Annotated in this window: 21 protein-coding genes and 1 riboswitch; of the genes, 9 read left to right on the plus strand and 12 right to left on the minus strand. The window is 43.2% G+C overall.

All coding sequences use genetic code 11. From position 1 onward, the window contains the following. Nucleotides 1-22: 22 nt before the first annotated feature. Entirely contained in the window at nt 23-1,681 is a 1,659-nt protein-coding gene (locus tag G7092_RS13985; protein ID WP_166090311.1) for a vitamin K epoxide reductase family protein, read from the minus strand. Nucleotides 1,682-1,977: 296 nt separating this feature from the next. Next, nucleotides 1,978-3,198, minus strand: coding sequence for a PepSY-associated TM helix domain-containing protein (locus G7092_RS13990; protein WP_166090313.1), 1,221 nt, complete (start codon nt 3,196-3,198; stop codon nt 1,978-1,980). A gap of 209 nt (nt 3,199-3,407) precedes the next feature. On the opposite strand from G7092_RS13990, the gene G7092_RS13995 reads away from it, so the two are divergent. Next, nucleotides 3,408-4,721, plus strand: a complete 1,314-nt coding sequence (locus tag G7092_RS13995) for a polysaccharide deacetylase family protein (protein ID WP_166090315.1) — start codon at nt 3,408-3,410, stop codon at nt 4,719-4,721. A gap of 14 nt (nt 4,722-4,735) precedes the next feature. Here G7092_RS13995 and G7092_RS14000 read toward each other — a convergent pair whose 3' ends face one another. After that, nucleotides 4,736-5,191: a DUF2314 domain-containing protein gene (locus tag G7092_RS14000; protein WP_166090317.1), complete on the minus strand. Its 456-nt coding sequence runs from the start codon at nt 5,189-5,191 to the stop codon at nt 4,736-4,738. A 528-nt stretch (nt 5,192-5,719) separates the two neighbouring features. Here G7092_RS14000 and G7092_RS14005 point away from each other — a divergent pair. Further along, nucleotides 5,720-6,094, plus strand: a complete 375-nt coding sequence (locus G7092_RS14005) for a VOC family protein (RefSeq protein WP_166090319.1) — start codon at nt 5,720-5,722, stop codon at nt 6,092-6,094. Between the two features lies 1 nt (nt 6,095). Here G7092_RS14005 and G7092_RS14010 read toward each other — a convergent pair whose 3' ends face one another. From G7092_RS14010 to G7092_RS14025, 4 genes are all read right to left on the minus strand, one after another. Beyond that, nucleotides 6,096-6,434 carry a cupin domain-containing protein gene (locus G7092_RS14010; protein WP_166090323.1) on the minus strand — a complete coding sequence of 113 codons (339 nt, stop codon included), beginning with the start codon at nt 6,432-6,434 and terminating at the stop codon, nt 6,096-6,098. A gap of 57 nt (nt 6,435-6,491) precedes the next feature. Beyond that, nucleotides 6,492-8,315, minus strand: a complete 1,824-nt coding sequence (locus tag G7092_RS14015; RefSeq protein WP_166090325.1) for an arylsulfatase — start codon at nt 8,313-8,315, stop codon at nt 6,492-6,494. Nucleotides 8,316-8,731: 416 nt separating this feature from the next. After that, entirely contained in the window at nt 8,732-10,600 is a 1,869-nt protein-coding gene (locus G7092_RS14020) for a CocE/NonD family hydrolase (protein ID WP_166090327.1), read from the minus strand. An 825-nt stretch (nt 10,601-11,425) separates the two neighbouring features. After that, the gene (locus G7092_RS14025) at nt 11,426-11,650 is read right to left on the minus strand and encodes a response regulator transcription factor (RefSeq protein ID WP_076374738.1); all 225 of its coding nucleotides are present in this window, start codon (nt 11,648-11,650) and stop codon (nt 11,426-11,428) included. Nucleotides 11,651-11,982: 332 nt separating this feature from the next. On the opposite strand from G7092_RS14025, the gene G7092_RS14030 reads away from it, so the two are divergent. Next, nucleotides 11,983-12,666, plus strand: coding sequence for a DUF6624 domain-containing protein (locus G7092_RS14030; RefSeq protein WP_166090329.1), 684 nt, complete (start codon nt 11,983-11,985; stop codon nt 12,664-12,666). A 130-nt stretch (nt 12,667-12,796) separates the two neighbouring features. Here G7092_RS14030 and thiD read toward each other — a convergent pair whose 3' ends face one another. After that, nucleotides 12,797-13,633 carry a bifunctional hydroxymethylpyrimidine kinase/phosphomethylpyrimidine kinase gene (thiD, locus tag G7092_RS14035; RefSeq protein ID WP_166090332.1) on the minus strand — a complete coding sequence of 279 codons (837 nt, stop codon included), beginning with the start codon at nt 13,631-13,633 and terminating at the stop codon, nt 12,797-12,799. A 56-nt stretch (nt 13,634-13,689) separates the two neighbouring features. After that, a riboswitch (TPP riboswitch) is annotated at nt 13,690-13,782 on the minus strand. Between the two features lie 409 nt (nt 13,783-14,191). Between thiD and G7092_RS14040 the strand changes: the two genes are divergently transcribed. The 6 genes from G7092_RS14040 to G7092_RS14065 all read left to right on the plus strand — a co-directional run bounded on the left by G7092_RS14040 (nt 14,192) and on the right by G7092_RS14065 (nt 21,640). Next, nucleotides 14,192-15,139: an endo-beta-N-acetylglucosaminidase H gene (locus tag G7092_RS14040; protein WP_166090335.1), complete on the plus strand. Its 948-nt coding sequence runs from the start codon at nt 14,192-14,194 to the stop codon at nt 15,137-15,139. Nucleotides 15,140-15,171: 32 nt separating this feature from the next. Beyond that, on the plus strand, nt 15,172-16,410 hold the full coding sequence (locus tag G7092_RS14045; protein ID WP_202985273.1) for an endo-beta-N-acetylglucosaminidase H: 1,239 nt from the start codon (nt 15,172-15,174) through the stop codon (nt 16,408-16,410). Between the two features lie 120 nt (nt 16,411-16,530). Continuing rightward, the gene (locus G7092_RS14050; protein ID WP_166090337.1) at nt 16,531-17,862 is read left to right on the plus strand and encodes an EndoS/ChiA family endoglycosidase; all 1,332 of its coding nucleotides are present in this window, start codon (nt 16,531-16,533) and stop codon (nt 17,860-17,862) included. 256 nt (nt 17,863-18,118) lie between these two features. Further along, a complete protein-coding gene (locus G7092_RS14055; protein WP_166090339.1) occupies nt 18,119-19,432 on the plus strand; it encodes an EndoS/ChiA family endoglycosidase in 1,314 nt (437 codons plus the stop codon). 127 nt (nt 19,433-19,559) lie between these two features. Then, nucleotides 19,560-20,531, plus strand: coding sequence for an EndoS/ChiA family endoglycosidase (locus G7092_RS14060; RefSeq protein ID WP_166090341.1), 972 nt, complete (start codon nt 19,560-19,562; stop codon nt 20,529-20,531). Nucleotides 20,532-20,632: 101 nt separating this feature from the next. Continuing rightward, nucleotides 20,633-21,640 (plus strand): EndoS/ChiA family endoglycosidase, encoded by a 1,008-nt coding sequence (locus G7092_RS14065; protein ID WP_166090343.1) that lies wholly within the window; start codon nt 20,633-20,635, stop codon nt 21,638-21,640. A 299-nt stretch (nt 21,641-21,939) separates the two neighbouring features. Here the strand turns inward: G7092_RS14065 and G7092_RS14070 are convergent, their stop codons facing one another. The 4 genes from G7092_RS14070 to G7092_RS14085 all read right to left on the minus strand — a co-directional run bounded on the left by G7092_RS14070 (nt 21,940) and on the right by G7092_RS14085 (nt 26,012). Next, nucleotides 21,940-23,130, minus strand: coding sequence for a phosphoglycerate kinase (locus tag G7092_RS14070; protein ID WP_166090345.1), 1,191 nt, complete (start codon nt 23,128-23,130; stop codon nt 21,940-21,942). A gap of 101 nt (nt 23,131-23,231) precedes the next feature. Beyond that, entirely contained in the window at nt 23,232-23,666 is a 435-nt protein-coding gene (locus tag G7092_RS14075; RefSeq protein WP_166090347.1) for a GNAT family N-acetyltransferase, read from the minus strand. A gap of 112 nt (nt 23,667-23,778) precedes the next feature. Then, entirely contained in the window at nt 23,779-24,783 is a 1,005-nt protein-coding gene (gap, locus tag G7092_RS14080; protein WP_166090350.1) for a type I glyceraldehyde-3-phosphate dehydrogenase, read from the minus strand. Nucleotides 24,784-24,908: 125 nt separating this feature from the next. Further along, nucleotides 24,909-26,012: an MraY family glycosyltransferase gene (locus G7092_RS14085; RefSeq protein WP_166090352.1), complete on the minus strand. Its 1,104-nt coding sequence runs from the start codon at nt 26,010-26,012 to the stop codon at nt 24,909-24,911. Nucleotides 26,013-26,067: the final 55 nt, after the last annotated feature.

Here is a 26,067-nt window from a genome sequence, read left to right on the forward strand (position 1 = left end):
TAAATCTTATTCAACATTTATTTTACACAGCAAAGAAATACTTTAAATCAATTACGCTGTATATTTCAGGCAATTGATAATATATCGTTTCATTCCCCTCATTGGGCATAGAAACAAAAAAGGTAGGTGTAAATTCTATTCCTGTCGTATCACACCAATTTTTCATAGCCTCAACTTTAGCATCCTGCTGTCTCAATTCTCCATTCATCGGATATTTGGCAGCAAATACTTCGTAGTCTTTCTTTTCGGCCAGATACCAGTCATCCAATGCCTGTTTTATAACAGGCTCTTCATTTTTCTCAGCGATGGCTAACAAGTGTTTTACGGGAGGAGCCTTCGTGTCTCCTTCCTGGTTTGTAGCCGTAAATAATATCTGTATCTGAACATCCGGGTTATTTTCTAACAGATCCTCCATTGGCTGGTGGGCTTTAGCGCAGGGGCCACAATAAGGATTACATACTTTGATCAATTTATAAATACCATCAGGGTTACCCAATGTTATGCCAAGTCCAGCGGGAATATTAACTACCCGCTTTTGTTTTTCAAGCAATGCTTCAAATATCTGCCTGTTATGTTTTAGTTTTTGTAGTTCAGTATTAATCTGTTTACTTCCTTTAGCTTTTTGAAAAGCCGGTATTAATAAAGTTGCGGCGATAAACGGAATAACAAGAGCCGTTAAAACTGGTATGATCAATCCAGGTTCAATAACATTAAATGATAGTAAAGTATGCCAACTGCCTAAAAGGGCAGTTGCCAGCTGCAGCACTAATAAACCCTGCACACATAAACACAATACACACCACTGTTTGGCTACACGCCACTGATAGTAAACAGAGAAGATCACATACGGTACGGCTATTACATTTAACCAGGATACAGCAAACAAAGCAGAGGGATTGGTGATACCCGAAAATAACAACAACAGCAATATACCCATGAAATAACTAAAGCCTAAAGCGCTCCAGCTAATACCTCCAATTTTTGCGGCTTTGGATTGTAATATAGCTCCGCAGTTTACTTTTTTACCGGCATTGCAAATCTGCTGCAATACAGGGTTATGCTGATCGATCTCGTACCAAAGCAATAAAGCCCCGGTAATGGCACCCGCAAGCGTTAACAAAGTAAAAATAACCGGCAGTAAAGCATTTACACCCACTTGCGCCAAGGTCAATAGCCCCGCAATAATGGCTATAGCAGGGATACAAAAGGCTATTAGATACTGAATGATACTTTTTCTGTTTTCTTCCTTTGCCTTTTTACCATAATCCTTTTCACCGGCATCATCTTTAGCTTCGGCTAACAAAGCAAAGCCCGACCACCCTTTTAAAAAACTCTGCTTATCAAGAGAAGTCCACCGATGTTTTTCCGGGTCAAAAAAATGGATGGTATTTTCGTCCACGTCTTTTACAACTGTAAAAAGGTTTGCGGGCTTCTTTCCCCACCTTATTTGCGTAATATACGGACAGGGAAGTTCCGTAAATTTATCAGGATCAACCCTTATCCCCATATTTTCAACGCCGTGATTGTTTAACACATCACTTATACTCAACAAGCTGGGGTAATCAGGATGCTCTTCTATTTCCCGGATTAGTGTTGTTGCCGTAACTTTAACATTCAAAATGTCAAGCAGGATTTTTGCCGCCTTGGGGCCGTTAGTTTTAGATTCAAAAAAAGAAAGCATAGGTAGGGTATGTTATTCGGTTTCAGGCTCAATTATTTAATTGCCATGTATTAAATATGTAAAATACATATCAAATATATAAACAAACGCTTGCGTTTTTTATTAAATAATTTACTATTAAAATGAAGTTTCGATTAGCCATATCATGGCTCAATTTGTTTGGGAAACAGGTGCACTTCCACCTCAAAACAAACAGAACGCATCCAATCAAGGACAAAGTGCGATGTTTATAAAAGACTAGCTAAAATGCTGCTTACTACAGAAAATCAGATCAGGTCAATAAATTTATATTTAATTTAAGCTGCAACCAATGTTTTTGCGCGTGGTTTCTTTTTCTTTGTACGATTTAGCCACATCATTACCCCGGTTACCGGGAATATGAGCGATAATGCACAAACCACAAAACTGAGTATTTTAGTAGGTAAGCCATATACGGCACCTGTATGAACCGGTTTCACATATGCCCTTACCCGTTGCCCTAAACTTTTAGAGGCAAAGGTTTGAGAACCAGCTAAGCCGCCACTATACTGATCTATATAATAGATATCCGCAGTGGTTTCGATAGCGCCTTCCGGCCAAACATTTACGGTATAAGTAGCAGACGAATCGCGTGGCAACCGAACGCTATAATATTCAGCGGTAGTAATTGTTTTACCCATATCGGCTAAAATCGCATCAGCAGATAAAGCCTCCGCATCCGGTTTGTATACAGACAATGGGGCTTTGGATTGTTCTTTAACAGGTGGTTTTGAACCCGTAATGGCAAACAATGCCACATTAGCCCACTTAAAGGTCATGATTAGCCCGGTTAGTACTACGACGATCAAAAATACCGAAGTATAAAACCCGGTGACTATATGAAGGTCATGTGTTAATCTTTTAGCACTGCCATCCCACTTAATTTTAAGGCGTTGCCTCATGATGGCTTTTGTTTTAGGCCACCATAGTATCACCCCGGTGATCAATATAAACAGAAAAATAAGCGTAGATAATGATATGATCCAATCGCCAAGACTATTCTTCGCGCCCAGCAAAAAGCGGTGAAACATCTCCACCTTATACATAAAAGTTTGGCGGCGGTTAAACTGCTCTATCACCTCACCTGTATAGGGATTTACAAAAAGGGTAATGTTTGGTTTCTCGTCGACTTTTGGCTTCTTGTCTTTATGGTCATGACCATGATCCTTTTTGCCTTTTCCGGCTTTCTGGGCCGGTTGCTCAGCATCATTCTTTTTCTTCTCAGGAATGATTACCGCTAATTCTGTAGCCCGCCCAGGGTCGTTATATACCATAACCGATGAGAGCTTAGCTTTAGGCACCTGTTTTAGAGCTATTGGAACCAGATTTGCCAAAGCCATTCTGTTCTGTTCTGGTTTTATAGCATAACGTTGCGGATGAAGCGCATGCTGTATCTCTTTTTCAAATACCAGCATGGTACCTGTAAAACACGAGCAAAAAATAACAATACCAGCCACAAGGCTCAGGTAAAGATGTATGGTGCGAAAAAAAACCTTCATTGCCGCTGTATCAGTAAAAACCGTAATATTTTCAATAGCCTAACCAAGCGCAAAAGTAATAACGCGAACTCAATCCACAAACATTATTTAGAATTAGTTTAAATTAATAAAAACTATCTACATACTTCCTAACTATTTCGTTACAAAGCGATTAATAAACCCATATCTTTCCTCACCGTGATTATATTAGCTACATAAACCTTTTTATAATGAAAAAACTGTTCTTGCCAGTTATTGTCGCCCTACTTTTGAGTCCGTTAGCGAAAGCCCAACCAGGTAAAACTCAGGTAACCAAATGGCAATACGGCCGTAACGGGGCGGTATCTATTACCTGGGATGATGGCTCCATTAACCAGTTTAAAGTGGCCCTGCCTATCCTCAACAGACTACAGCTACCTGCTACATTTTTTATTATCACCGGGCAAATACCGGGTTCACAATATCATGGCCGGTTCATTGGTCGCCCGGTAAAAGATATCATCAGGGAAACAGCTACCATACCTACTAATAAGGATAATTTCTTTGAGCGTGCTTCGGCAGCCGGGTATCTTGGGCTGATCGGTCCGCTGGATTATCATTACAAGGCGGGTTCATTAATAGATGCAGGCAAACCCGAAGCAGCTTATAAAGCCATTGATGAGTGTTACGCCAAAGTACGAAATGGCGAATTTAAACCCGGTGTACAACATAACGACGAATATAAAGATGCCCATGGCACTACCTGGGCACAGATTAAAGCCTATGCCGCGCAAGGCCACGAATTTGCCAGCCATATGGTAACGCATCCCCGTCTGGCAGCCCTTGACGAAACCAATTTAATGTACGAAGCCGAAAAAAGCCGGCTGGATGTTTTAAACCACCTGGGCCTTCCATACACCTTTAGTGCCGAGGGGCCATTTGGTACCGAGAATGAACGTGCCGTTGCTTACCTGGCCAAAGTATATCCTGCCCTGCGTAACCGTATGCCCGAACCCTGGCTCAAAGAAATAAGCCGCAGCAGCCGGGATACTCCCGGCAATACCAACAAGGAGTATGTTCAATACCAGCGCGGTGCAACAACCCAAACACCATTGCCCATGATGAAAGCCTGGATTGATACCACCATGAACAGGAAGGATACCTGGCTGGTACTTACCCATCATGGTGTGGATGGTATTGGCTGGGAAGCCCTGCCTCACCAGGAACTGGATCAGTATTTTACTTATATTAAAAACCACCAGGACAAGCTTTGGGTGGCTACTTTTGGCGATGTAACCAAGTACATGCGCGAAAGGCAAAGCGCCAAATTACAAAGCAGCTTGAAAGGCCATCAGGTAACCGTAACTATCAACCACCCGCTTAGCAAAGTTTTTTATAATATCCCGCTTACGCTTAAAACCTATGTACCCGCCGGCTGGAAAAATGTAAATGTTGTACAAGGCAATAAAAAGCAAACCATTACGACTACCATCGATACAAAGGGCACTTATGTACTATATCAGGTTTTACCAAACAGGAACCCGGTGATTTTAACAGGGATATAATTCCACTACTTTTTCTAGGGTTTACTGTTCAGGTATTTCTCTGAAAACTCACCGGTTATTTGTTTTGTTCTCAGATTGTTAACAGCCCAATCTTCTACATCAGTTTCTTTAATGCTGATCTTATCGCCAAGCTTAATATTTTTAAGCATAAATGGCGAATCGATGAATATGGCTTTAAAAAAACCATTGCTATAACCTACTACTTCCGACCACATATGCTCATGGGTATCGCCCTCCACAAAATCAGATTTTACTACAAACCTGTAGCCCTGGGTATCGCTCCCATGTTTTTGCAGGCTATCAATAAACTGGGATATATATTTCTGAGCCGTACGCTTTAAAGCCAGAAACCGGGCATCATCCTTTGGTAATGTTACAGATTTATATAACACATTATTTTCAACCTTAGTTTGCTGACCATAAGCGCCTGTTATAGCAAACAGCAACAAAATAAACAGTAGATTTTTCATGCACTTTTTCACTGATAAAGTTGGGATCTTCAGGTTTTAACTCCAAAACTATAGTTTAACGCAAATCTGGCATTACACCACAACCGTTATTTTTATCCCAGCCCCTTATTGATGCACCGGCAACAAAAACTTTTTAAAGTTTTATTTTAACACTTTTCTGCTCAAAAACAGGGCAAAAACACATCAAAAACTGCTTAAAATTCACTCAAAACCATCGATTTTAACACTTTTTAACAAATTTTAGATGAGTTTTGAGAGGTTTAAAAAGTGTTAATTTTCTGAATATCAAATAACTACCTGCAAAACAGTTGATTTTTGGGCTTATTTTTCCCTTAACCAAACAGCCCGGTTTCTCTCTTTTTCGGAGAAACCGGGCTGCTTGTACTAAGATACAAAATCCTGACCGGTAATACAAGAAAAATCAGCATGATTACACGCTTTACCCCTTATAGTTTCTGTCTGTTGGCACATCAAATCTTTTTGGGATGCCGACTATTTTATATGGTTAATTTGTTTAAATTTAGCTATATGAAAAAAGTAACCGGCATAGGCGGCATCTTCTTTAAATGTAATGATCCGCAGAAAATGAAGGACTGGTATTCTCAAAATCTGGGACTGCCTGTTGAGCAATATGGCACCATGTTTAGATGGAGAGATGCAGATGATCCCGATAAAGAGGGCACTACTGTTTGGAGCCCTTTTGCAAAAGACACTAAATATTTTGAACCTTCGAAAAAGGACTTCATGATCAATTACCGGGTCGAGAACATCGAAGCGTTGGTAGAGCAGCTAAAAAATGATGGCGTAACCATTATTGATGAAATAGCTACTTATGATTACGGCAAATTTGTTCACATCCTTGATCCCGAAGGAAACAGTATTGAGCTTTGGGAAGATATTTAATTTAGCCCATTATCGTTTCTGTTTGCTGGTGCTCAATAGTAAGGTTTACGGATCTTTCCCCTCCGGGACGGGTACGGTGACGCATGTTCTTAGGAATGGTTAACAATTGCCCGGGTTGTAATTCGATAGTCCCGGTCTCCAGGTCGATGAGCAGGGTGCCTTCCAGTACCAGGAAAGTTTCGTCGGAGTTGGGATGCAGGTGCCAGAAATAAGGTTCGGTCATGATCCCTATCCGCACGATATGATCATTCACGCTGCTCAGAATGGTATTAAAATAATCCTGCGGATGTTCTGCCGAGATCACTTTTGTGTCGATAACAGTTGGTTGTAAAAACTCCATATGTAATAAAACAGATTTTATACAAAAATACAATAGTAATCTAACAAGGGACCCATATTATTCATCCTCCTGCGCTTCTTTTTCCCGGCTATCGCTTATCTGTAAATATTTGTTTGCCGGGAACCAGGAATCATGCAGCGGGTAAACATGGTACTTTTTGGCTTCAATCTCAAACCAGGTCCGCAATTCTTTTACCTTTTCGGGATATTTTGCGGCCAGGTTAAAATGCTCATTAAAATCGTGCTGCATATCATATAGTTCCCAGGTATCTTTCAGGTACGATTGCCCCTGGTGATGATAAGCCTCTACTTTCCATCCATCCTTATACAAAGCCCTGGAAGCCCCGCTTTCATAGTATTGCAGCGTGTGCCTGTCTTTAGCAGCAGGATCATTCAGCGTATATACAAAACTTGTTCCTTCCACAGGTGCCTGTTGGTAACCATTGACCGATGCCGGAACCTTCGCCTTTATAAGCTCCATCACCGTTGGCCATACATCAATCAAGTGTACGTATTGATTGCGGATGCCTCCGTTTTCTTTTATAAAACCCGGAGCATACAGGATCATGGGATTGTGCGTTCCCCCTTCCGCATTAGCATCACCTTTCCAGAGTTTAAAGGGAGCATTGGTGGCTTGTGTCCAGCCCAGGGGTATATCACCCTTAAAATTCTTTCTGCCTATTTGATCTATGTTTTCCAATGCCGCTTTCACCCGCTCTTCATGGCTGGCCTTCTCCATTCCTTCGGGCACACCGGGTATGTCGGCGGTATATTTGGTAGCGCCATTATCGCCGATGATGACCATCACCACACTGTTTTCCAATTGCCCGATTTGTTTTAAATAATTAATCACCCGGCCTATCTCGTGATCGGTTTGCGATAAAAAGCCGGCATGTGCTTCCATGGCCCGGGCCATTACCTTTTTTTCATCAGCCGAAAGACTTTCCCAGGGCGCTATTTTTTCATTACGGGGCGGCAGGGTAACGTAGGCAGGTACCACACCCAGGCGTTTTTGATTGGCCAGCACCAACTCGCGGTATTTATCCCAGCCCATATCAAATTTGCCTTTGTATTTATCTATCCATTGCTTATCCGTTTGTAAGGGCGAATGCACCGCACCCGGTGTAAAATACAGGAAAAACGGTTTCTGCGGATTTGCTTTGTGCTGATTGCGAATATAATCAATAGCCCTGTCGGCCAGCATCGTAGTTAAATGCGTCCCTTTCCCGGTATCTACCCGCGCCCGGGTTATGCCTTCCCAAAGTACCGGGTAGTACTGATCGGTCGCCGATTCCAGGAAACCATAAAAACGATCAAAACCGCGCCCCGTAGGCCAGCGATTGAAAGGACCAGCCGCGGTTCTGTCGGCCAATGGGGTTAAGTGCCATTTGCCTACAGCAAAAGTGTTATAGCCGTTTTCGCGCAATACTTCGGCTATGGTGGCTTTTTCAAAGGGCATATAGCTATCGTAACCGGCCGCATCAAAAGCGGTTTCGGTAAAATGCCCCATGTGTACAGAATGATGATTACGCCCGGTTAAAAGCGCGGCACGCGAAGGCGCACACAAGGCTGTTGTATGGAAATTGGTATATTTTAATCCGTTTTTGGCCAGGCTGTCAAACACCGGTGTTTCTGCCAACCCCCCAAAACTGCCGGCGGTACTAAAACCCACATCATCCAGCATAATAATCACGATGTTCGGCGCTTTTACCGGTGCCTTAGGAAGGTAAGCGGTTTTGAAAAGCTTGGTGGTGGTATCATATTTTACCGGGTCCTGTTGATATTTTTTTTCGGGGCTGTGCTGGCCATAGCTTAGTAAAGGGCACAGGAGAATTACCACTGCGGTACAAACTAATTTAGGGATGTAGCTTATTGTTCTCATCGGTATTTATGAGTGATACGATGAAAACACCGACCACAGGTTAAAGTGGGTTTACATGGTTTACACTTTTTATGGTTAACATACATTTAACAAATTGAAGGTGAATGTATTATGAAAAAAATCATCACAATTCACCAGATTTTATGTAAACCCAGATAAAGATACTAAAACCAACTAAAGGCTAAAAAAGGGACTGTCACCCTGAGCCCCGTCGAAGGGTTAAGCGCAGAGGCCCGCCCACCATGCTTCGACAGAGCTCAGCATGACAGCCTTTTAACACGGTCGATAGTTTGCCCTATTCCATTCCCCCTTCCCCAGGGAAGGAATCGCACTATCCTTCACTTTTTAATACCGGATGCTGAATGATAAAATCTTCAGCGTTCAACATTCAGCATCCGGTGTTCGATATTTACATGCTATTCCATCACCCTTACTTTCAAAAAGCTTGGGCTATCTTTTGAGGTATAAACCCGGTGGGTTGCTTTTTTAAAGTCGGTGTCTTTTGCTTTCATAATGTCCTGGAACTGCTGGGTATTCCTGTCAATCAGCGGGAACCAGGTGCTTTGTACCTGCACCATTAATCGGTGACCTTTTTTAAAGGTGTGCAGCACATCCTGCAGTTCAAAATTAACCGGTGTTACCTGGCCTGGTACAAATGGCTCGGGTTTACTAAAATCATTGCGGTATTTGCCACGGATAGCTTCACTGCGTACCATTTGCTGATAGCCCGACAGGTAAACATCCTTGCCTGTCCACTTATTATTTCTAGTCGAATCGGGATAAACATCAATCACTTTAACTACCCAATCGGCATCGGTGCCTGTAGTGGATACTTTTAAATTGGCCCATATATTACCGGCCAATGTCACGTCCTTATCCAGCACATCAGTTGCATAGGTGAGTACATCCGGTCGTTGCGCGGCAAAACGCTGGTCGCCGGTCATGTACTCCCGCTTCATATCCATAGTTGTGCTATTGATAAAAGGCACCGGTTTGTTTGGGTCTGATATAAACTCATCAAAGCTGCCTGCTGTAGCTGCCGGTGCATCAAAAGACAGTTTACCGCCGGGCAGTAGGTACAGTTTCTTTTCAACAGCCTCTTTTGCGGGCCAGGTATTATAGGTTTTCCATTGATTGGTACCTGTTTCAAATGCAGATACCGGCGCCAGGTTCAGATCGGTACCTTTGAGATAATGACTAAAAAAGGCAAACTCAATCTTTTCGCGATAGAATGGCCCGGTTGGCCCACCAAAATCCACATCGCCTAAATGGTCGCCATCACCGCGGGCCCAGCCGCCATGTACCCAGGGACCCATGGTAAAGTAAATGGGTGTTTTAGGATTTTCTTTCACCAGTGTTTTATAGGTATTGATAGCGCCGTACAAATCCTCAGCATCGTACCAACCGCCGGTAACCAGTACGGCGGTTTTAATATCATGCAGGTGGGTCAGCACGTTACGGTCTTTCCAGTGCTGGTCATAGTCGGGATGATCCAGCATCTCGTTCCACAGGCGTATAGTATCTTTATAAAACTTATCGTTGGTATTTTTTACCGATCCCATTCTCAGGAAAAAATCATAGCCATCTTCGGTTCCGGTATTAAGCCCAGGCGACCGGCGTTGCGTAGGTTTATCATCCTGGCGATTGGTAAAAAATGGGTAAAAGCCAAAGTTAGCTACCAGCATAAAGGCGCCGTTATGAAAAGCATCATCGCGATACAGATCGGCCATGGGAGCTTGTGGCGATGCAGCAACCAGCGCCGGATGGCGGCTCAGCAATGAGGCCGTAGTATAAAAGCCAGGATATGATATACCCCATACGCCTACTTTACCATTATTATTGGGCAGGTTTTTCAACAGCCAGTTGATGGTATCATAAGTATCCGTGCCTTCGTCAACATCGTTTTTGGTTTTATGAACCTCTTTTTCGGGTGTCATTTCTTCAAAAATACCTTCGCTCATCCAGCGGCCGCGAACGTCCTGGTAAACAAAAATAAACCCGTCATGCACAAATAACGACGATGGACCCAGACCGCCTTTATACACATCTGTTCCATACGGCGCAACGCTGTATGGTGTGCGGTCCATCATGATAGGATACTTTTTCGACTGGTCTTTGGGTACATATACCGAGGTAAACAGCTTTTTACCATCGCGCATGGGTATCTGGTATTCGTATTTCTGATAATTAGCCTTGATGTACTCGGCATCAGGCGCCTGGGGTTGAGCGTAACCGCTGATGGCCGCTATCGTCAGCCATAAACAGATAAATAATGTTTTTTTCATTTAATAAGTCAATCAAGCGATAAATGTACCTGAATAAAATATAAGAGGCAACTGGTGGAGGGTCTTAAGTTTGGAATGAGCAGTAAGGTATTCCTCCCCTGCGGATTCTTTTCAAGAGACGCTTCATCCCCTTGGAGTTTCCTGAAAGGGACCGGGCTTTCCATTGTTGTAGCCAATAACTCAGGGTCTCTTGCAGCGGACCTTGAGTAGACAACAAGTTAACCCACAAAACTTACCAGCCTAAAATTTCAACAGGAGGCTCCTACGGAGCCAAAAAACATGCTTTTTAGGCCTATAAACACGTGGCCCCGCTGGGGCCGGCAATGCTTTATATGATAACCAGTTAACTTACAAAACTCCCTGACCTAAAACTTCAACAGGAGGCACCTATGAGGCCAAAAAACGTGTTTTTTAGAACTATAACACGCCCCCCTAGGGCCGACAAAGCTTTATACTATAACCAATTAACTTACAAACTCCCCAACATAAAATTTCAACTGGAGGCACCTACGGGGCCAAAAAACGTGCCTTTTAGGCCTATAAATACGTGGCCTGGCTGGGGCCGGCAATGCTTTATATGATAATCAGTATACCTGGTCTGCCGTTCGGCCTCAGAGAGGTCACCTGTTTATAGATAAAAATTAAAGAAATTTGGACTCCTGCGGAGTCTCCTAATCGAGAACCTGCTTTCCGGATGCTCCTTAGTTTAGATGGGGTAACTTAAATATTTAGGAGCCTCTGAGTAAACAACAAACAAAAAGCCCTTAGTTTTATGACCAAGGGCTTGAAGGGGGGAATAATATGGGGATAATAATAAACTTTTTATTAAAATCCGCTCTCCGTAAGCAATAACGCGTGTGTTGCGCGCCTTATCAGTTGCATGGAGTTTTTAACCTCCATTTTTTCAAGCATGTGACGCCTGTGTGTCTCCACGGTGTTAATACTGATAAATAATTTCCCAGCGATCTGCTTGGAGGAAAATCCTTCTCCAATCAAATCGAGCACTTCCATTTCTCTTTTTGTGAATGTTCTAACTTTTTCTGTGTACATACGATTGTCCGTTTCAGGGAATAAAACGTTCTACCTATGTGCTGTGCTGGGCTGATTAGTATTTGTTGTCTTCCCTCGTTATAAAAAATGTGAGCTGCAAAATTGCAGTACCGGCAAGAAAAAGCAGACGGGATATTTACGCGATCGGCATCGTGATTTTACGTTGAATACATCGCGTAAAATCCATCAGGGCTGCGGGGTTTTCACGGATTGTCAGATGCACATTCTTGCGGATGCCGTTGCTATGGAATGAGCATCTGCGAAGACAATTTTAAAAATAGTTTCCCGTTAATAATAAGCCCTTTACCAATACCAAACATCAATTTATCACAATGAAAATAAAACACACCTATCCCGTCCTGATCCTGGTGCTTTTACGGTCGGTATCCATGGCACAGGTAAATTCTTTTACTATCGACAGCAGTAAATTCAACAAACCGGTAATGCTCATGCTGGATACCATTTATAAGGACGACCAGGGAGGCAGGATCAGAATGGGTGAAATTTCGAAAAGTAAGGCCAGCGAAACCCGGATCGATTCTGCAAGAAAAGCATTACGGGCCATCGATGCTAAAAATTTAGTTAAAGTAAAGGGTATCATCAACAAATATGGCTGGCTTGGCCCGCAGGATGTAGGTATGAATAGCAGCCAGGGCTTGTTTTTAGTGATACAGCATGCCGATCTTGCCACGCAGGAAGAATATCTGCCCATGGTAAGGAAAGCGGTAATGGATGGCAAAACACTCTCGAGCAATTTAGCACTGTTAGAAGACCGTGTTGCCATGCGACAGGGCAAAAAGCAGATTTACGGCAGTCAGCTATTCAACAACAAAACAACCGGCAAATTATGCTTTTATCCGATAGAAGATCCCGACCATGTGGACGAAAGACGCAAAGCTGTGGATCTGCAACCTATTGCAGCGTATGCCAAACTATTTAACTTAACCTGGGATATAACAGCCTATAAAAACTCGCTCCCTGAAATTGAAAAGGCAGCCAAAGAACAGAAATTGTAAGTTAGTTGTTCCGGCACAATTTTCCTCGAAAGGGGTGTCATGCTGAGCCTGTCGAAGTATGGCGGGCAGGCCTCTGCGCTCTACCCTTCGACGGAGCTCAGGGTGACAACCGCTTTTAAGATATTATATATTAAATCACCCGCTTAATTAATTCCACAGGATTAAAAAAATGATTCAGCGGGCCATTCCCCTTGCCCATTTGTCCATCTTTCCCGTTCAATATGGCCAGGTGTACGTATTGTTGCGCAAGGGTCACCGCATCTGGCAGTGATCTGCCTATAGCCAGGTAAGCGGCTATGGCCGATGACAGGGCGCATCCTGTACCACGGGTGTTTGGGGTATCGATTTTTTCAAACTTGTATTCCTGTATATTGCCGTCGTTTGTAAAATACAAGGAGGTTAATTGTGCGGCATCCAGGTGACCGCCCTTGAGCAGGACAGATCTTACTCCCAACTCCATGATCCTTTTACCGGCTATTCGCATATCCGCTACAGTATGTACAGACATCCCGGTTAAAACCGCAGCTTCATCTAAATTAGGGGTAACAATAGTGGTTATGGGGAATAATTTTTTAACGATGATTTCCACCGTACTATCTTCCAGGAGCCGGTGCCCGCTGGTTGATACCATGACCGGGTCAAATACCACCGGAACTTTAGGATACTGTTGTAAAGTATTTACAATGACCTCAACCACATCAGCAGAATGCACCATGCCTATTTTGATAGCATCCGGAAAAACATCATCCAATAAGGCTTGCAACTGAGCTTCGACAATAGTGGCGGGTATAGGATAAATGGACCTTACCCCGCAAGTATTTTGAACCGGGAGCGCAGTGAGCACCGAGGTAGCATAGCAGCCCAGTGCCGAGATGGTTTTGATATCGCCCTGCATACCGGCACCGCCGCTACCATCGAATCCTGCAATTGTTAAAACGGATGGATAGCCTTGTGTTTTTTTACTCATCGTTGATCTTTTGATAAAAATTAGGCTTATGGGCTCAGGACTGAGCGGTGTGGATAAAATAAATCCAAACTTTTCCCTCCGCCGGTATCAGCCGGATCAGGTTCAAAGGGTTTATCTCAATTCTTTGCAGAATACCCCTAAAGCCATGGCAAATGTAGTTTTTTTCCTGATGGCATATTACCGGTTACTGCGCCAAATGAGACTATTAAACCATATATGGCGATAATATAGATATTAATATAATTAAATTTTAAATGCTTGTAGGCAATTGTTATTTATTACTTGTCTATATAGCTGTAAACCAATTAAATCATTACGCATATAAACCCATTAATATATGCTCATCAATTTACCGGACATTAAAAAATATTTAACATTTCTTAGTTATTTAACTAAACATATTATAATGCTAAATCGTTTAATACCCTACCCTCCTTATTAATTTATCTCCAATTATCTCTTTATGCCACCAATAAAAAGCCGATATGCCTATGGATAAAACACCGCTTTTGAGCTTACAACCGATCAAAAATTTATAAACCAATTTAAAAACCGACAATGAGAAAAACATCCAATTCAATTACCAAAGCATCTATTGCTTTATTAGGCTTTTCACTGCTGTTTACAGCGGCCTGTAAAAAAGACCTTTCACCCACCCCGCAAGCCGACAACGCCTCATCAAAATTAAATACCAGCGCCATTGGCGTTAGCGGTCCTAAAGGCGTTTGCTACGTAGAGGTTAACAGTAACGATATCCGTAACGTGGGCAAGTATACCCTATCAACCGGGCAGCAGCTGTTTGATATTGCCATTATCTTCGCGGCTAATATCAATTATAACACCACCACCAAAAAGGCCGAGTTATTTTTTAATCCGCAGGTAACTAATGTATTGAGCAACAAAGCTACTTACATACAAACACTGCAGGCCAAAGGCATTAAAGTAATGCTTTCTATTTTGGGCAATCACCAGGGTGCGGGTATCTCTAATTTCCCGAGCCAGCAGGCTGCCCAGGATTTTGCCCAGCTGCTCAGCAACGCCGTTACCACTTACGGCCTTGACGGTATCGACTTTGACGATGAGTATGCCGATTATGGCACCAACGGAACCGGACAACCTAATTCCAGTTCATTTGTTTACCTGGTAACCGCCTTGCGTCAGCTGATGCCAAACAAACTCATTTCTTTCTATTTTTATGGCCCTGCAGCATCGCGCTTAAGCTATAACGGTGTAACCGTAGGCTCAAAAGTTAATTACAGCTGGAATGCTATTTATGGCTCTTATTCGGTACCAAACGTTCCGGGATTAGCTAAAAGCAATTTGGGTCCTGCGGCTATCGATATCCAAAGCACCAGCTCATCAACCGCGGCTTCACTGGCTACACAAACTGTTAATAACAGCTACGGTATTTACCTGTATTATAACCTGCCTAATACAGATGTACATACTTACTTAACCAGCGTTTCCAATGCGCTATATGGTAAAGCTACCGTGAAACAGCCCTAAAGTTTACCCTTGAAAAACTAATAGAAACCGACATGAAAACATCTATCAACTTATTCTTTAACAGGACAGCCATTGCTTTATTAAGCTTTAGCCTGATGTTTACAGCAGCCTGTAAAAAAGACCTTACTCCTACTGCAAAAACAAACACCGCTTCCTCAAAACTGGGCACCAATGCTATTGGCGTTAGTGGCCCTAAAGGCGTTTGTTATGTGGAAGTGAACAATAACGATATCCTTAATGTAGGCAATTATACCCTGTCAACCGGGGAGCAGCTTTTTGATATCGGTATCATATTCGCGGCCAATATTAATTATAACACCACTACCCAAAAGGCCGAGTTGTTTTTTAACCCGCAGGTAACCGCTGTATTAAATAATGCAGCCACCAAAATACAGCCATTACAGGCCAAAGGGATTAAGGTAATGCTGTCCATCCTGGGCAATCACCAGGGTGCCGGTATCTCTAACTTCCCGAGTCAGCAAGCCGCGCAGGATTTTGCACAATTATTAGCCAACGCAGTAACAACTTATGGTCTTGACGGTATTGACTTTGATGATGAATACGCCGATTATGGTACCAACAATACCGGACAACCCAACTCCAGTTCGTTTGTTTACCTGGTAACCGCACTACGCCAGCTGATGCCTAATAAGCTGATCTCCTTTTACTTTATTGGCCCTGCTGCATCAAACTTAAGTTACAACGGTGTAACCGTAGGCTCAAAAATTGATTATAGCTGGCAAGCTTACTATGGCAGCTATGGTGCCCCTAACGTACCGGGCCTGGCTAAAAGCAATTTAGGTCCTGCTGCTATTGATATCCAAAGCACCAGCGCATCAACTGCTGCATCATTGGCTACACAAACGGTTAGTGATGGTTATGGCATCTACCTGTACTATAACCTGCCTAATGCCGATTCGCACACTTACCTGAGCAATGTATCTAACGCGCTATATGGTAAAGCAACGGTGTTTGGCAGCGGCGGCACTACACCACCGGCTACCGGTGTTACTTTTTACCAGGATATCAATTATGGTGGAACCGCCACCAGCACTATAGCCAAAGGCAATTATACCTTATCACAGTTGCAGGCTTTAGGCTTTGTGAACGACTGGGCATCATCGGTAAAAATACCTTCGGGATGGACAGTGACCATGTACAGCGATGATAATTTTACCGGTACATCCTGGACGTTAACCGCCAACACTGCCAATTTCACCACCTTGTCGCCCAATGCTAACGATGTGGTAAGTTCTGTTAAAATTCAATAATCGAATAAGAATTAAGAGTCAAGAATCAAGACATAAGTGAAATGATGTATGATCATTTTCCAGGGCTCTCGATTCTTGACTCTATCAACGCTCTATTTAACTGTTATTAAAAAACCTATTATGAAAAAAAATGCTTTTTTAACGAGGGTAGGGTTGCCTATGCTCTGTATGTTGGCTCTTGCCTTTACTTCGTCCTGCAAAAAGGATAGTGGAAATTCCGCCGAAAAACTACAAACACTTGGCGCCTCCAAGAATAGTTTAAAAACACAGGCGGTCACTTCCAATGCCGACTTAATTGCTTACAAAAACAGTGTACATAAAATATTTGTAGGCTTTTTGGTAGGTGATGGTGCCGATCCTGCAGCCAGTTATAACCCAGCCAATGCACCGGACAGTACCGACTTTTTGGAGTTTTTTGCCGGGAATGATGCCACACGATCACACTGGCGCGCTGCTCAGGCCAAGGGAACCAGGATAGTGGTGTGCCACTTTCTGCAGGATGCCTATTTTGATGGCTCTTCCAAGGATCCGGCTACGCCAACTTCAACCAAGACTGTTGCCAGTTCAACCAGCACTTATGATCATTGGTCGCAGGCGATGTATAACCAGCATATTGTAGCCGACTCTTTAGATGGGATAGACCTGGATATAGAATCCGGAACTATCGACAATAAAAATGTAACCAGCAGCAGTTACCCCAATTTATTAAAATCGGTAGCCAAATGGTTCGGGCCAAACTCTACCTCGGCAGTTACCAAAAGCATGGGCAAAAAACCGGTATTTTTTTATGATACCGACGGATCTCTGGATAATAACAGTTTAACCGGCACCAAAAGCAATTATGACTATATATTATTCCAGTCTTATACTACCGGAAGCCATTACTGGAGCAGCAGTTCCTTCCCACTATCTTCGATAGCTTCTACTTATGGATCGGATAAAACTATTTTGCTGGTTAACGGCGATAGCTTTAAACATGCCGATGGCACTGAAGATCAATCAGGCGGCGATGCTCAGGCAACATCCGATCTATACAATTATGCCACTAATTGGGCCAAAACCAACAAGGTTGCCGGTGTTGGCGCATATCGTATGAGCCGCGATTATAACCACACCCCGCCATTCATCGTTTCGAGGAACGCCATTCAACTGATGAACGGCAGCGGCAGCACCACGCCAACTACAGGAGTAACTTTTTATCAGAATACCAATTATGGCGGTACGGCTACCAGCCTGATACCTAAAGGTACCTATACCTTATCCCAATTACAGGCTTATGGTTTTGTGGATAACTGGGCATCATCGGTAAAAGTGCCATCGGGATGGACAGTGATCATGTATACCAACGATAATTTTGGTGGTACATCCTGGACACGTACAGCAAACACGCCAGATTTCACCACCTTGTCGCCAAATGCCAATGATGTGGTAACCTCGGTTAAAATTCAGTGATCTGAACTCTTTTTTGAGAATAAGGATCTACGAAATAAATAATTAGCTAAAGAAGGAGTCTCACCCTTCTTTGTGTTAAAATTCAATGATCTGAACTCCTCTTTGGGAGTAAAGATCTACGAAATAAATAATGGCCAAAGAAGGAGTCTCACCCTTCTTTGGCTAATTATTCTTTTGGAAAAAGTTCCTATACAATCTGCCTGTTAATATTTATGAATCAATTTTATTAAACATAAACCCTTTAAAAGCCCTCATTATGAAAAAAAAGTTATTCTCCCTTAAAACCGGTCTTTTTATGCTCGGCATATCGGCCCTTGCTTGTACCCAATCCTGTAAAAAAGATAATAGCGGTAACGCGGCTTCCAAATTACAAACGGCAGCAGTATCCAAAAACAACCTCAGTACGCAGGCTACTTCAAATGCCGATTTAATTGCTTATAAAAACAGCGCCCACGAGATTACAGCCGGCTTTTTCAGAACCTGGCGCGACAGAACCGTTTCCGGGAATGCCAATGACCCGATCATGACCGACCTGCCCGACAGCCTGGATATAGCTATTGTTTTTACTGATTATACCCCTCCCAGCTCCCCTTACTGGACAGCTTTAAAAAATACTTACATACCGGCCTTACACGCTAAGGGCACCAAAGTACTTTATACCGGTAGCCTCGCTATCCCTGCAGGGGTAACCCATGATGCTGCGGGTTATGCCACTACAGCAAAAATGATCATGGATAGTACCATTAATAAATATGGTTTAGATGGGTATGATATCGACATTGAAAGCAACCCGTCCGGAACTACCTTAACAGATATGGCAGGCGTTTATAATGCGCTTTCTGCCTACCTCGGTCCAAAATCCGGAACCGGCAAGCTGCTCACCTTTGATACCAACCAAACAGGCAGCAATAGCCTTTTCCAACAGGTATATGCCGATATAAGCTACGTTTTCCTGCAGGCATATGGCAGGGGCGCAAGTACCTTGCAAAGTACCTGGAGTACTTTTTCGTCGCGAATCAGCTCTACACAATTTGTGGTTGGGTTTTCATTTTATGAAGAAAACGGTTACCCAAGCAATTACTGGGATGATGTTATTTATCCGCAAAATGGAACAGGTCGCGCTTATGATTATGCCCGTTGGGAACCTACCTCAGGTAAAAAAGGAGGAACCTTTGGTTACGCCATTGACCGCGATGCGCCACTTACATCACAACATGACAATACCATTAGAACACCAAATTTCAGAGTAACCAATGACCTCATCAAGATCATGAATCCCGTTGCTGGTGGCGGGACCACTACAGGTGTAGTTTTTTACCAGAATTCGAGCTATGGCGGCACGGCTACCCAAAAAATAGCCAAAGGCACTTATACCCTGGCACAACTGCAGGCCAAAGGCTTTGTAGACAATTGGGCATCATCGGTACAAATACCATCCGGCTGGACGGTGATCATGTATGCCAATGACAATTTTGGTGGTACCTCCTGGACGCTTACTGCCAATAACAGTTGGTTTGGTGCCCTATCGCCAAGTGCCAATGATGTAGTGACCTCTGTTAAAATTCAATAATCAATAATTTATTATCCGACACGGTTAAACAACTTATAAGAACTCACCTTCGGGTGGGTTCTTATGAAAACGATTAGTGCACTAAAACTCCAATTACTATTTACCCATCTATCAAAAATCTATGAAAATGAATTCAGTAAAAAAGTTAAACCAGGCTTGTAAACCAGGCCTTGTATTAGCAGGCCTGGCGTTGCTATTTTCTGCCGGTTGTAAAAAATCAGAACAGTTATCCCCGGCATCCGGTAATTCAAACACTACTGTAGCACGTGCTGTTAATTCAACGGCCGTTACTGCCGGTCCTCCTTACAAGGTTGCTTATTACGCTTTTGATAACGGCAGTGTTTCGTTACTGCAGTGTACGCAAAGCGCCAATGTGATGGTATTGTTTGAGGGTACCCCATGGCAAATTGCCGATTCAACCCATTATGATCCCAACCATAACGGCATCATGCTGAGCAACACTTACAAATCATACAAAGCCATTATGGCCGATGTAAGAACGCTGCAAGGCAGAGGCGTTAAGGTACTGATGAATATTGATGATGCGGCCTCATGGAGCACCACAACACCCTTTACCAATAGCGCCGGTACTAAATTAACCTATACTCAATTTGCAGCGTTTGTTAAACAAATTGTAATTGACTCATTGCATCTTGACGGCATTGCTTTGGATATAGAACACGGTGCAACAGTAAATACAAACTATACCAATATGCTGAAAGCTCTCGGCGGATACTTCGGGCCAAAATCATCAAACACCGCTACCATCTACACAGCAGCCATATACAGCGGAGCGCCAGAAGGTAATGCCATAGGCCAAAGCGCCAGCATGGCGGCCTACTTTAATTTTGTGGAGGATATGGGCTATTTCTCTGATAACACATCAAGGTTTAATCAATGGGCCAAATACATAGGCAATGCCAAAACAATGATTGGCGTATCATCCCAATATAACACCTTGACCAATGCCGAAGCAGCAGCCGCATGGCAGCCTAAAACAGGCGGTGCTAAAGCAGGAATTATGGTTTATGCGGCAAATGGTGCGGGTCAGGCTTATACCGATTCTGTTTTTGCCCATCTGAGCCCTATTAAACCTTAATAAGCAGCTTTTATATCAGGGCTCTTTTCAGAAAGTGCCCTGATACATTATAAAACAATAAAACAAATTCACCAAATATAAACCCTTCAAAAAACCAAATTATGAAAAGAAACACATCTTCATTAAAAGCCGGTCTTTTGCTGATTGGCCTTTCAGCTCTGTTCGCAACCCAGGCTTGTAAAAAGAATTCTGGAAACACTGTCTCAAAATCACCAACTACAGGTGCATCTAAAAATGGGCTTACAACCATGGCTTCAAACGCCGACCTGATTGCTTATAAAGCCACAAAACACGAAATTAGCGCAGGCTTTTACCGTGTACAGGGCCCTTGTTATGGGCCTGGCGTAAATGGCTCTAACTTTTCATTGGTACCCGATAGTCTCGACGTACTTATCCTTTTTTGTTTTGACAAAACATCGCCTATTGCCAGCAGCGTCCCGGCATGGGTTAGCTCGTTACATGCCAAAGGCACCAAAGTAATTGTCACAGGCAACCTGAATATTCCGTCGGGCGTACCACATACTACCGCAGGGTACCAAACAACCGCTAAAATGATCATGGATAGTGTGGTTAACAAATACGGTTTGGATGGCTATGATATTGATGTGGAAAGCAACCCATCGGGCACAACCCTCACCGACATGGCTGGGGTTTACACTGCGCTTTCGGCTTACCTGGGTCCAAAATCGGGCACCGGAAAACTGCTTACCTTTGATACCAACCAAACCGGCACCAACAGTCTTTTCAGAAAAGTGTATACCCTGATCGACTTTGTTTGGTTACAGGCTTATGGCAGAGGCTCATCTACCTTACAAGGCACATGGAACACGTTTAAATCTTATATTGCTTCAACTCAGTTTGTACCCGGATTTTCATTTTATGAAGAAAACGGTTACCCAAGCAATTATTGGGATGATGTTACCTACCCGGAAAATGGTACAGGTCGAGCCTATGATTATGCCCGTTGGGAGCCAACAACTGGCAAAAAAGGCGGAGTATTTGGTTATGCTATTGACCGCGACGCGCCGCTAACCTCGATGCATGACAACACACTCCGTGTTCCTGATTACAAAGTAACCAAAGATCTGATCAAGATCATGAACCCATAATTGAGTAAGTTCATAAGCTAAAAAGCTCCCCGAAAAATCGGGGAGCTTTTTAGCTTATGGTCGGTGTTATCCCAGCACCATACTTTTCAATAAACGTAAATAGTGGTACGGTGATAACACCGACCACAGGCTGAATGATTCCTAATGAGGGATGTCACCCTGAGCCCGTCGAAGGGTAGAGCGCAGAGGTCTACACACCATGCTTCGACGGAGCTCAGCATGACATCCCGCAAACCCTACAAAAAACAAAAGCTCCCCGAAAAATCGGAGAGCTTTTGTTTTTATAAAAGATATTTTATTTAGTCGTTGATAGCTTTTACGCCTGGTAATTCTTTACCTTCCATATATTCCAGCAAAGCACCGCCACCGGTTGATACATAACTCACCTCATGGGTAAGGTTAAACTTAGCTACCGCAGCAGCCGAATCGCCACCACCTATCAGGGAGAAAGCGCCATTTTCGGTTGCTTTAACTACTGCCTCGGCAATAGCTTTGGTACCTACTAAAAATGTTTCCATTTCAAAAACACCCATCGGGCCGTTCCATAAAATGGTTTTTGATTCTTCAACCACTTTGCTGAATAAAGCAACGGTTTCAGGACCGATATCTAATCCCATCCAGTTGTCGGGAATTTCGCCGGTTTTAGCAACGCCGGTTTTGGCATCGTTAGCAAACGCATCGGCAATAACGTTATCAACTGGTAAATACAATTTTACGCCTTTATCTTTGGCTTTTTGTTTCAGGCTGATGGCCAGATCCAATTTATCGGCTTCAACCAGCGACGTACCGATGTTACCACCATCTGCTTTAGCAAAGGTATAAGCCATACCACCGCCGATGATCAGGTTATCCACCTTATCCAGCAGTTTTTCGATCAATTCGATCTTATCAGAAACCTTTGAACCACCCATAATAGCAGTGAAAGGTTTAGCAGCACCGTTAAGTATCTTTTCGGCATTGTTTAATTCGGCAGCCATCAGGTAACCAAAATATTTGGCATCAGGGAAAAACTGCGCGATAACTGCTGTAGAAGCGTGCGCACGGTGAGCGGTACCAAAAGCATCGTTCACGTAGATATCACCTAATTTAGAAAGCTTTTCGGCAAAAGCTACATCACCTTTTTCTTCTTCTTTATAAAAACGCAGGTTCTCTAATAAAAGCACCTCGCCTTGTCCTAATTTTTGTGATTTTTCAAGTGCATCGGCACCAATACAATCATCAGCAAATTGTACCTGCTGACCCAGCAGATCTGATAAATGCGAAACAACATGTTTTAAAGAATCCTTTTCGTTGGGACCATCTTTTGGTCGGCCCAGGTGCGACATCAGGATAACCTTACCGCCATCTTTTAAAATCTTTTTTATAGTTGGCAAAGCAGCCGTCATCCGGTTATCATCAGTAATGTTGTAATCCTTATCCAAAGGCACATTAAAATCAACCCTGATCAGGGCTCTTTTGCCTGCAAAACTTATTTGATCTACTGTTTTCATATTAATTATATGGGTCATTTACTGTAAGGCGCGCAAATTCAACATTTTATTCTTAATTCTTAACGAAAAAGTAAAAAAGGTGTTTGAAAACGCCCCAAACTTCATCTTATTTTAACATACATCACATAATGCGGCCCAATTCCGGGCACTTCAAACTCCGGCGAAATGATCTCGAAACCGGCATTGTGATAAAACGGCACTGCCTTTTTACGCGCGTTGCACCAAACGTAATTGGCTTTTTGCCCGCGCAGATAAACCAGGGCAAAATTAACCAGCTGGTTTCCCAGTCCTTTACCTCTGTATTTTTCGGTAGTAGCCATGCCCCTCAACTGGTAAGCTTTGCCCGCAAAGCCTTCATAATTTTGAGGATGAAATGAGGCTATACAGGCCAGCTCTTCGTTCTGGTAATAACCTAAGTGAAATGCCCCTTCTATTTTATCCGTTGGGAAAATACATTCATCCAGGGTGAGTTTCCCTTCACGCAGCACTTCGTTGCGGATAGGCAATAACTCTTCTACAGTTATAAATTTGATCATAGTTTTTTATGAGAAGCAAGAATTAAGAGTTAGGAATCAAGAAAGAACCATTAGCGTATTAGCGATTATTTTCCATTCTTGATTCTAATATCTTGATTCTATTCTTTGGGTTCTATTCCGTTGGCTCTAACGCAGCTATTTCCTCCACCAGATCGGCCAGGCGGCTGCTGTAGCCCATTTCATTATCGTACCAGCCAACCACTTTCACCAGTCCGCCTACAATAGAGGTGAGCTGTGCATCGAAAATACAACTGTGCGGATTATCCAGTATATCTGTTGATACGATAGGATCTTCCGTGTATTCCAGTACATTTTTCATAGGCCCATCGGCAGCCTGTTTAAATGCAGCGTTAATTTCCTGAATAGTGGGTAGCTTTTTAAGGCTGCAGGTAAAATCTGTTAAGGAACCATTGAGCACCGGTACGCGAATACCAGCCCCACCCAAACGGCCTTCCAGATGCGGAAATATAGCGGTAATAGCTTTGGCAGCACCTGTAGTAGTGGGTATAATAGAAGCCGAAGCTGCCCTTGCCCGGCGCAGGTCTTTATGCGGTGCATCATGCAAACTTTGGTCGCCGGTCATGGAGTGAACAGTGGTGATGTAACCATCAATAATCCCCCAGTTCTCATCCAATATTTTCACCATGGCTGCCACATTATTGGTGGTACAGGAAGCATTTGATAATACGGGTGACCGCAAATCAACCAGACCATCGTTAACAGCCAGTACAACAGTGGGTACATTTTTATCAATTGAAGGGGCAGAGATAATTACCTGTTTGGCACCGGCCGCCAAATGCAGTTCGGCACCTTGTCGGGAGGTAAATTTTCCGGTTGATTCAATTACCAGGTCAATACCCAATGTGCCCCATGGCAAGGCTTGCGGATCGCGCTCGGCAAATACTTTTATCTGATGTCCATTAACGTAAAGATTATTGGCATCATGTTCAACCGTTCCTTTAAAGCCGCGGTGAACCGAATCATATTTAAATAAATGAGCAAGCGTTTGTGTATCCGTGAGGTCATTGATAGCCACCACCTCAATACCAGCTTTAGCTAAAATATTTCTTAAAAAAATACGACCAATACGGCCAAATCCATTGATAGCAATCTTCATTCTCTCTGTTTTAAAAACAGGTCAAAGTTAATAATTAAGTCATTGAGGTATTGAGTCATTGGGTCATTTTAATTACATAATGCCCTAATGACTACAAAGTAAATGACCTGATGCCTTAATGAATTTTACACAAATAAGTTTCGTAAAGCTACCTGTTCGCGCTCTTTGGAACGGATGCAGAAAGTGATCATCCAGTTAAAAATAATGGGAATCAACAGGATCACCGAAATCAAAAAGGTATTACTCAGGTCGCTGAAAAGTAATACAAAACCTATAGCGCCCAGGTTCATACCCGCCAGCAACAGCGTGGCCTGTAAATGAGTAAGCCCCAGCTTCAGCATACGGTGGTGCATATGGTTGCGGTCGGCATCAAAGGGTGATACCCCTTTTAATATCCGCAGGGTGAATACCCGCAGCGTATCAAAAACAGGTCCTATCAATATAGCTACCGTAAGCGCAGGGGCGGTAAACAAATGCGGTACATCGGATATGCTGACCTTACTGATCTCGGTATATTTAATAGCCATTACTGCCGATACCAAACCGATGAGTAAAGCCCCCGTATCTCCCATAAATATTTTGGCCGGGGTGATGTTATAGCGTAAAAATCCCGCTACCGCCCCTACCATCGCCAGGCAAATAGCAGCCAGTTCATACTGTTTTACCGACATCAGCATCAAGGCCAGGGTACCATTAACAATCAGTCCGGTGGTGGCGGCAAGGCCATCTATCCCATCTATCAAATTAAAGGAGTTTACAATCAGCATGATCAACAGGATAGAGAAGACAGCGCTGGGGACATAGGGCAAATTAAAAATACCGAATATGCCATACATGCTGGTGATCCGGATATCGCCCGGCAATACCAGGATGGCCGCCACAATAAACTGGATCAGGAATTTGGTACTGGAGTTTACACCCGAAAGATCGTCCTTTAAACCCATGGCAAATAAAATGATACAGGCTATCAGCAAATAACTAATGGGCAGGGCCTTATCTATAATACTGAATAACAGGGTGGTAATAATAAAGCTTACAAATATGGCCACACCACCCAGGCGGGGTATGCCATGGTCATGCTGTTTGCGGAAATGCCCTACATCATCATATAAATGACGCGCCCGTGCCACATGTAAAATGGACGGTATGGCTAACCAAGTTATAAGAGTTGATATTACAAGTATTAAAACCTGATATCCAAAATTGTTAGGATGCAATAGTTCTATCATGTAAGCGCTTTTATAATGTTAGCGGGGGCTATCTTATAAAAACAGTGTAAATTAT

Source organism: Mucilaginibacter inviolabilis (genome assembly GCF_011089895.1).
Lineage (GTDB): Bacteria > Bacteroidota > Bacteroidia > Sphingobacteriales > Sphingobacteriaceae > Mucilaginibacter > Mucilaginibacter inviolabilis.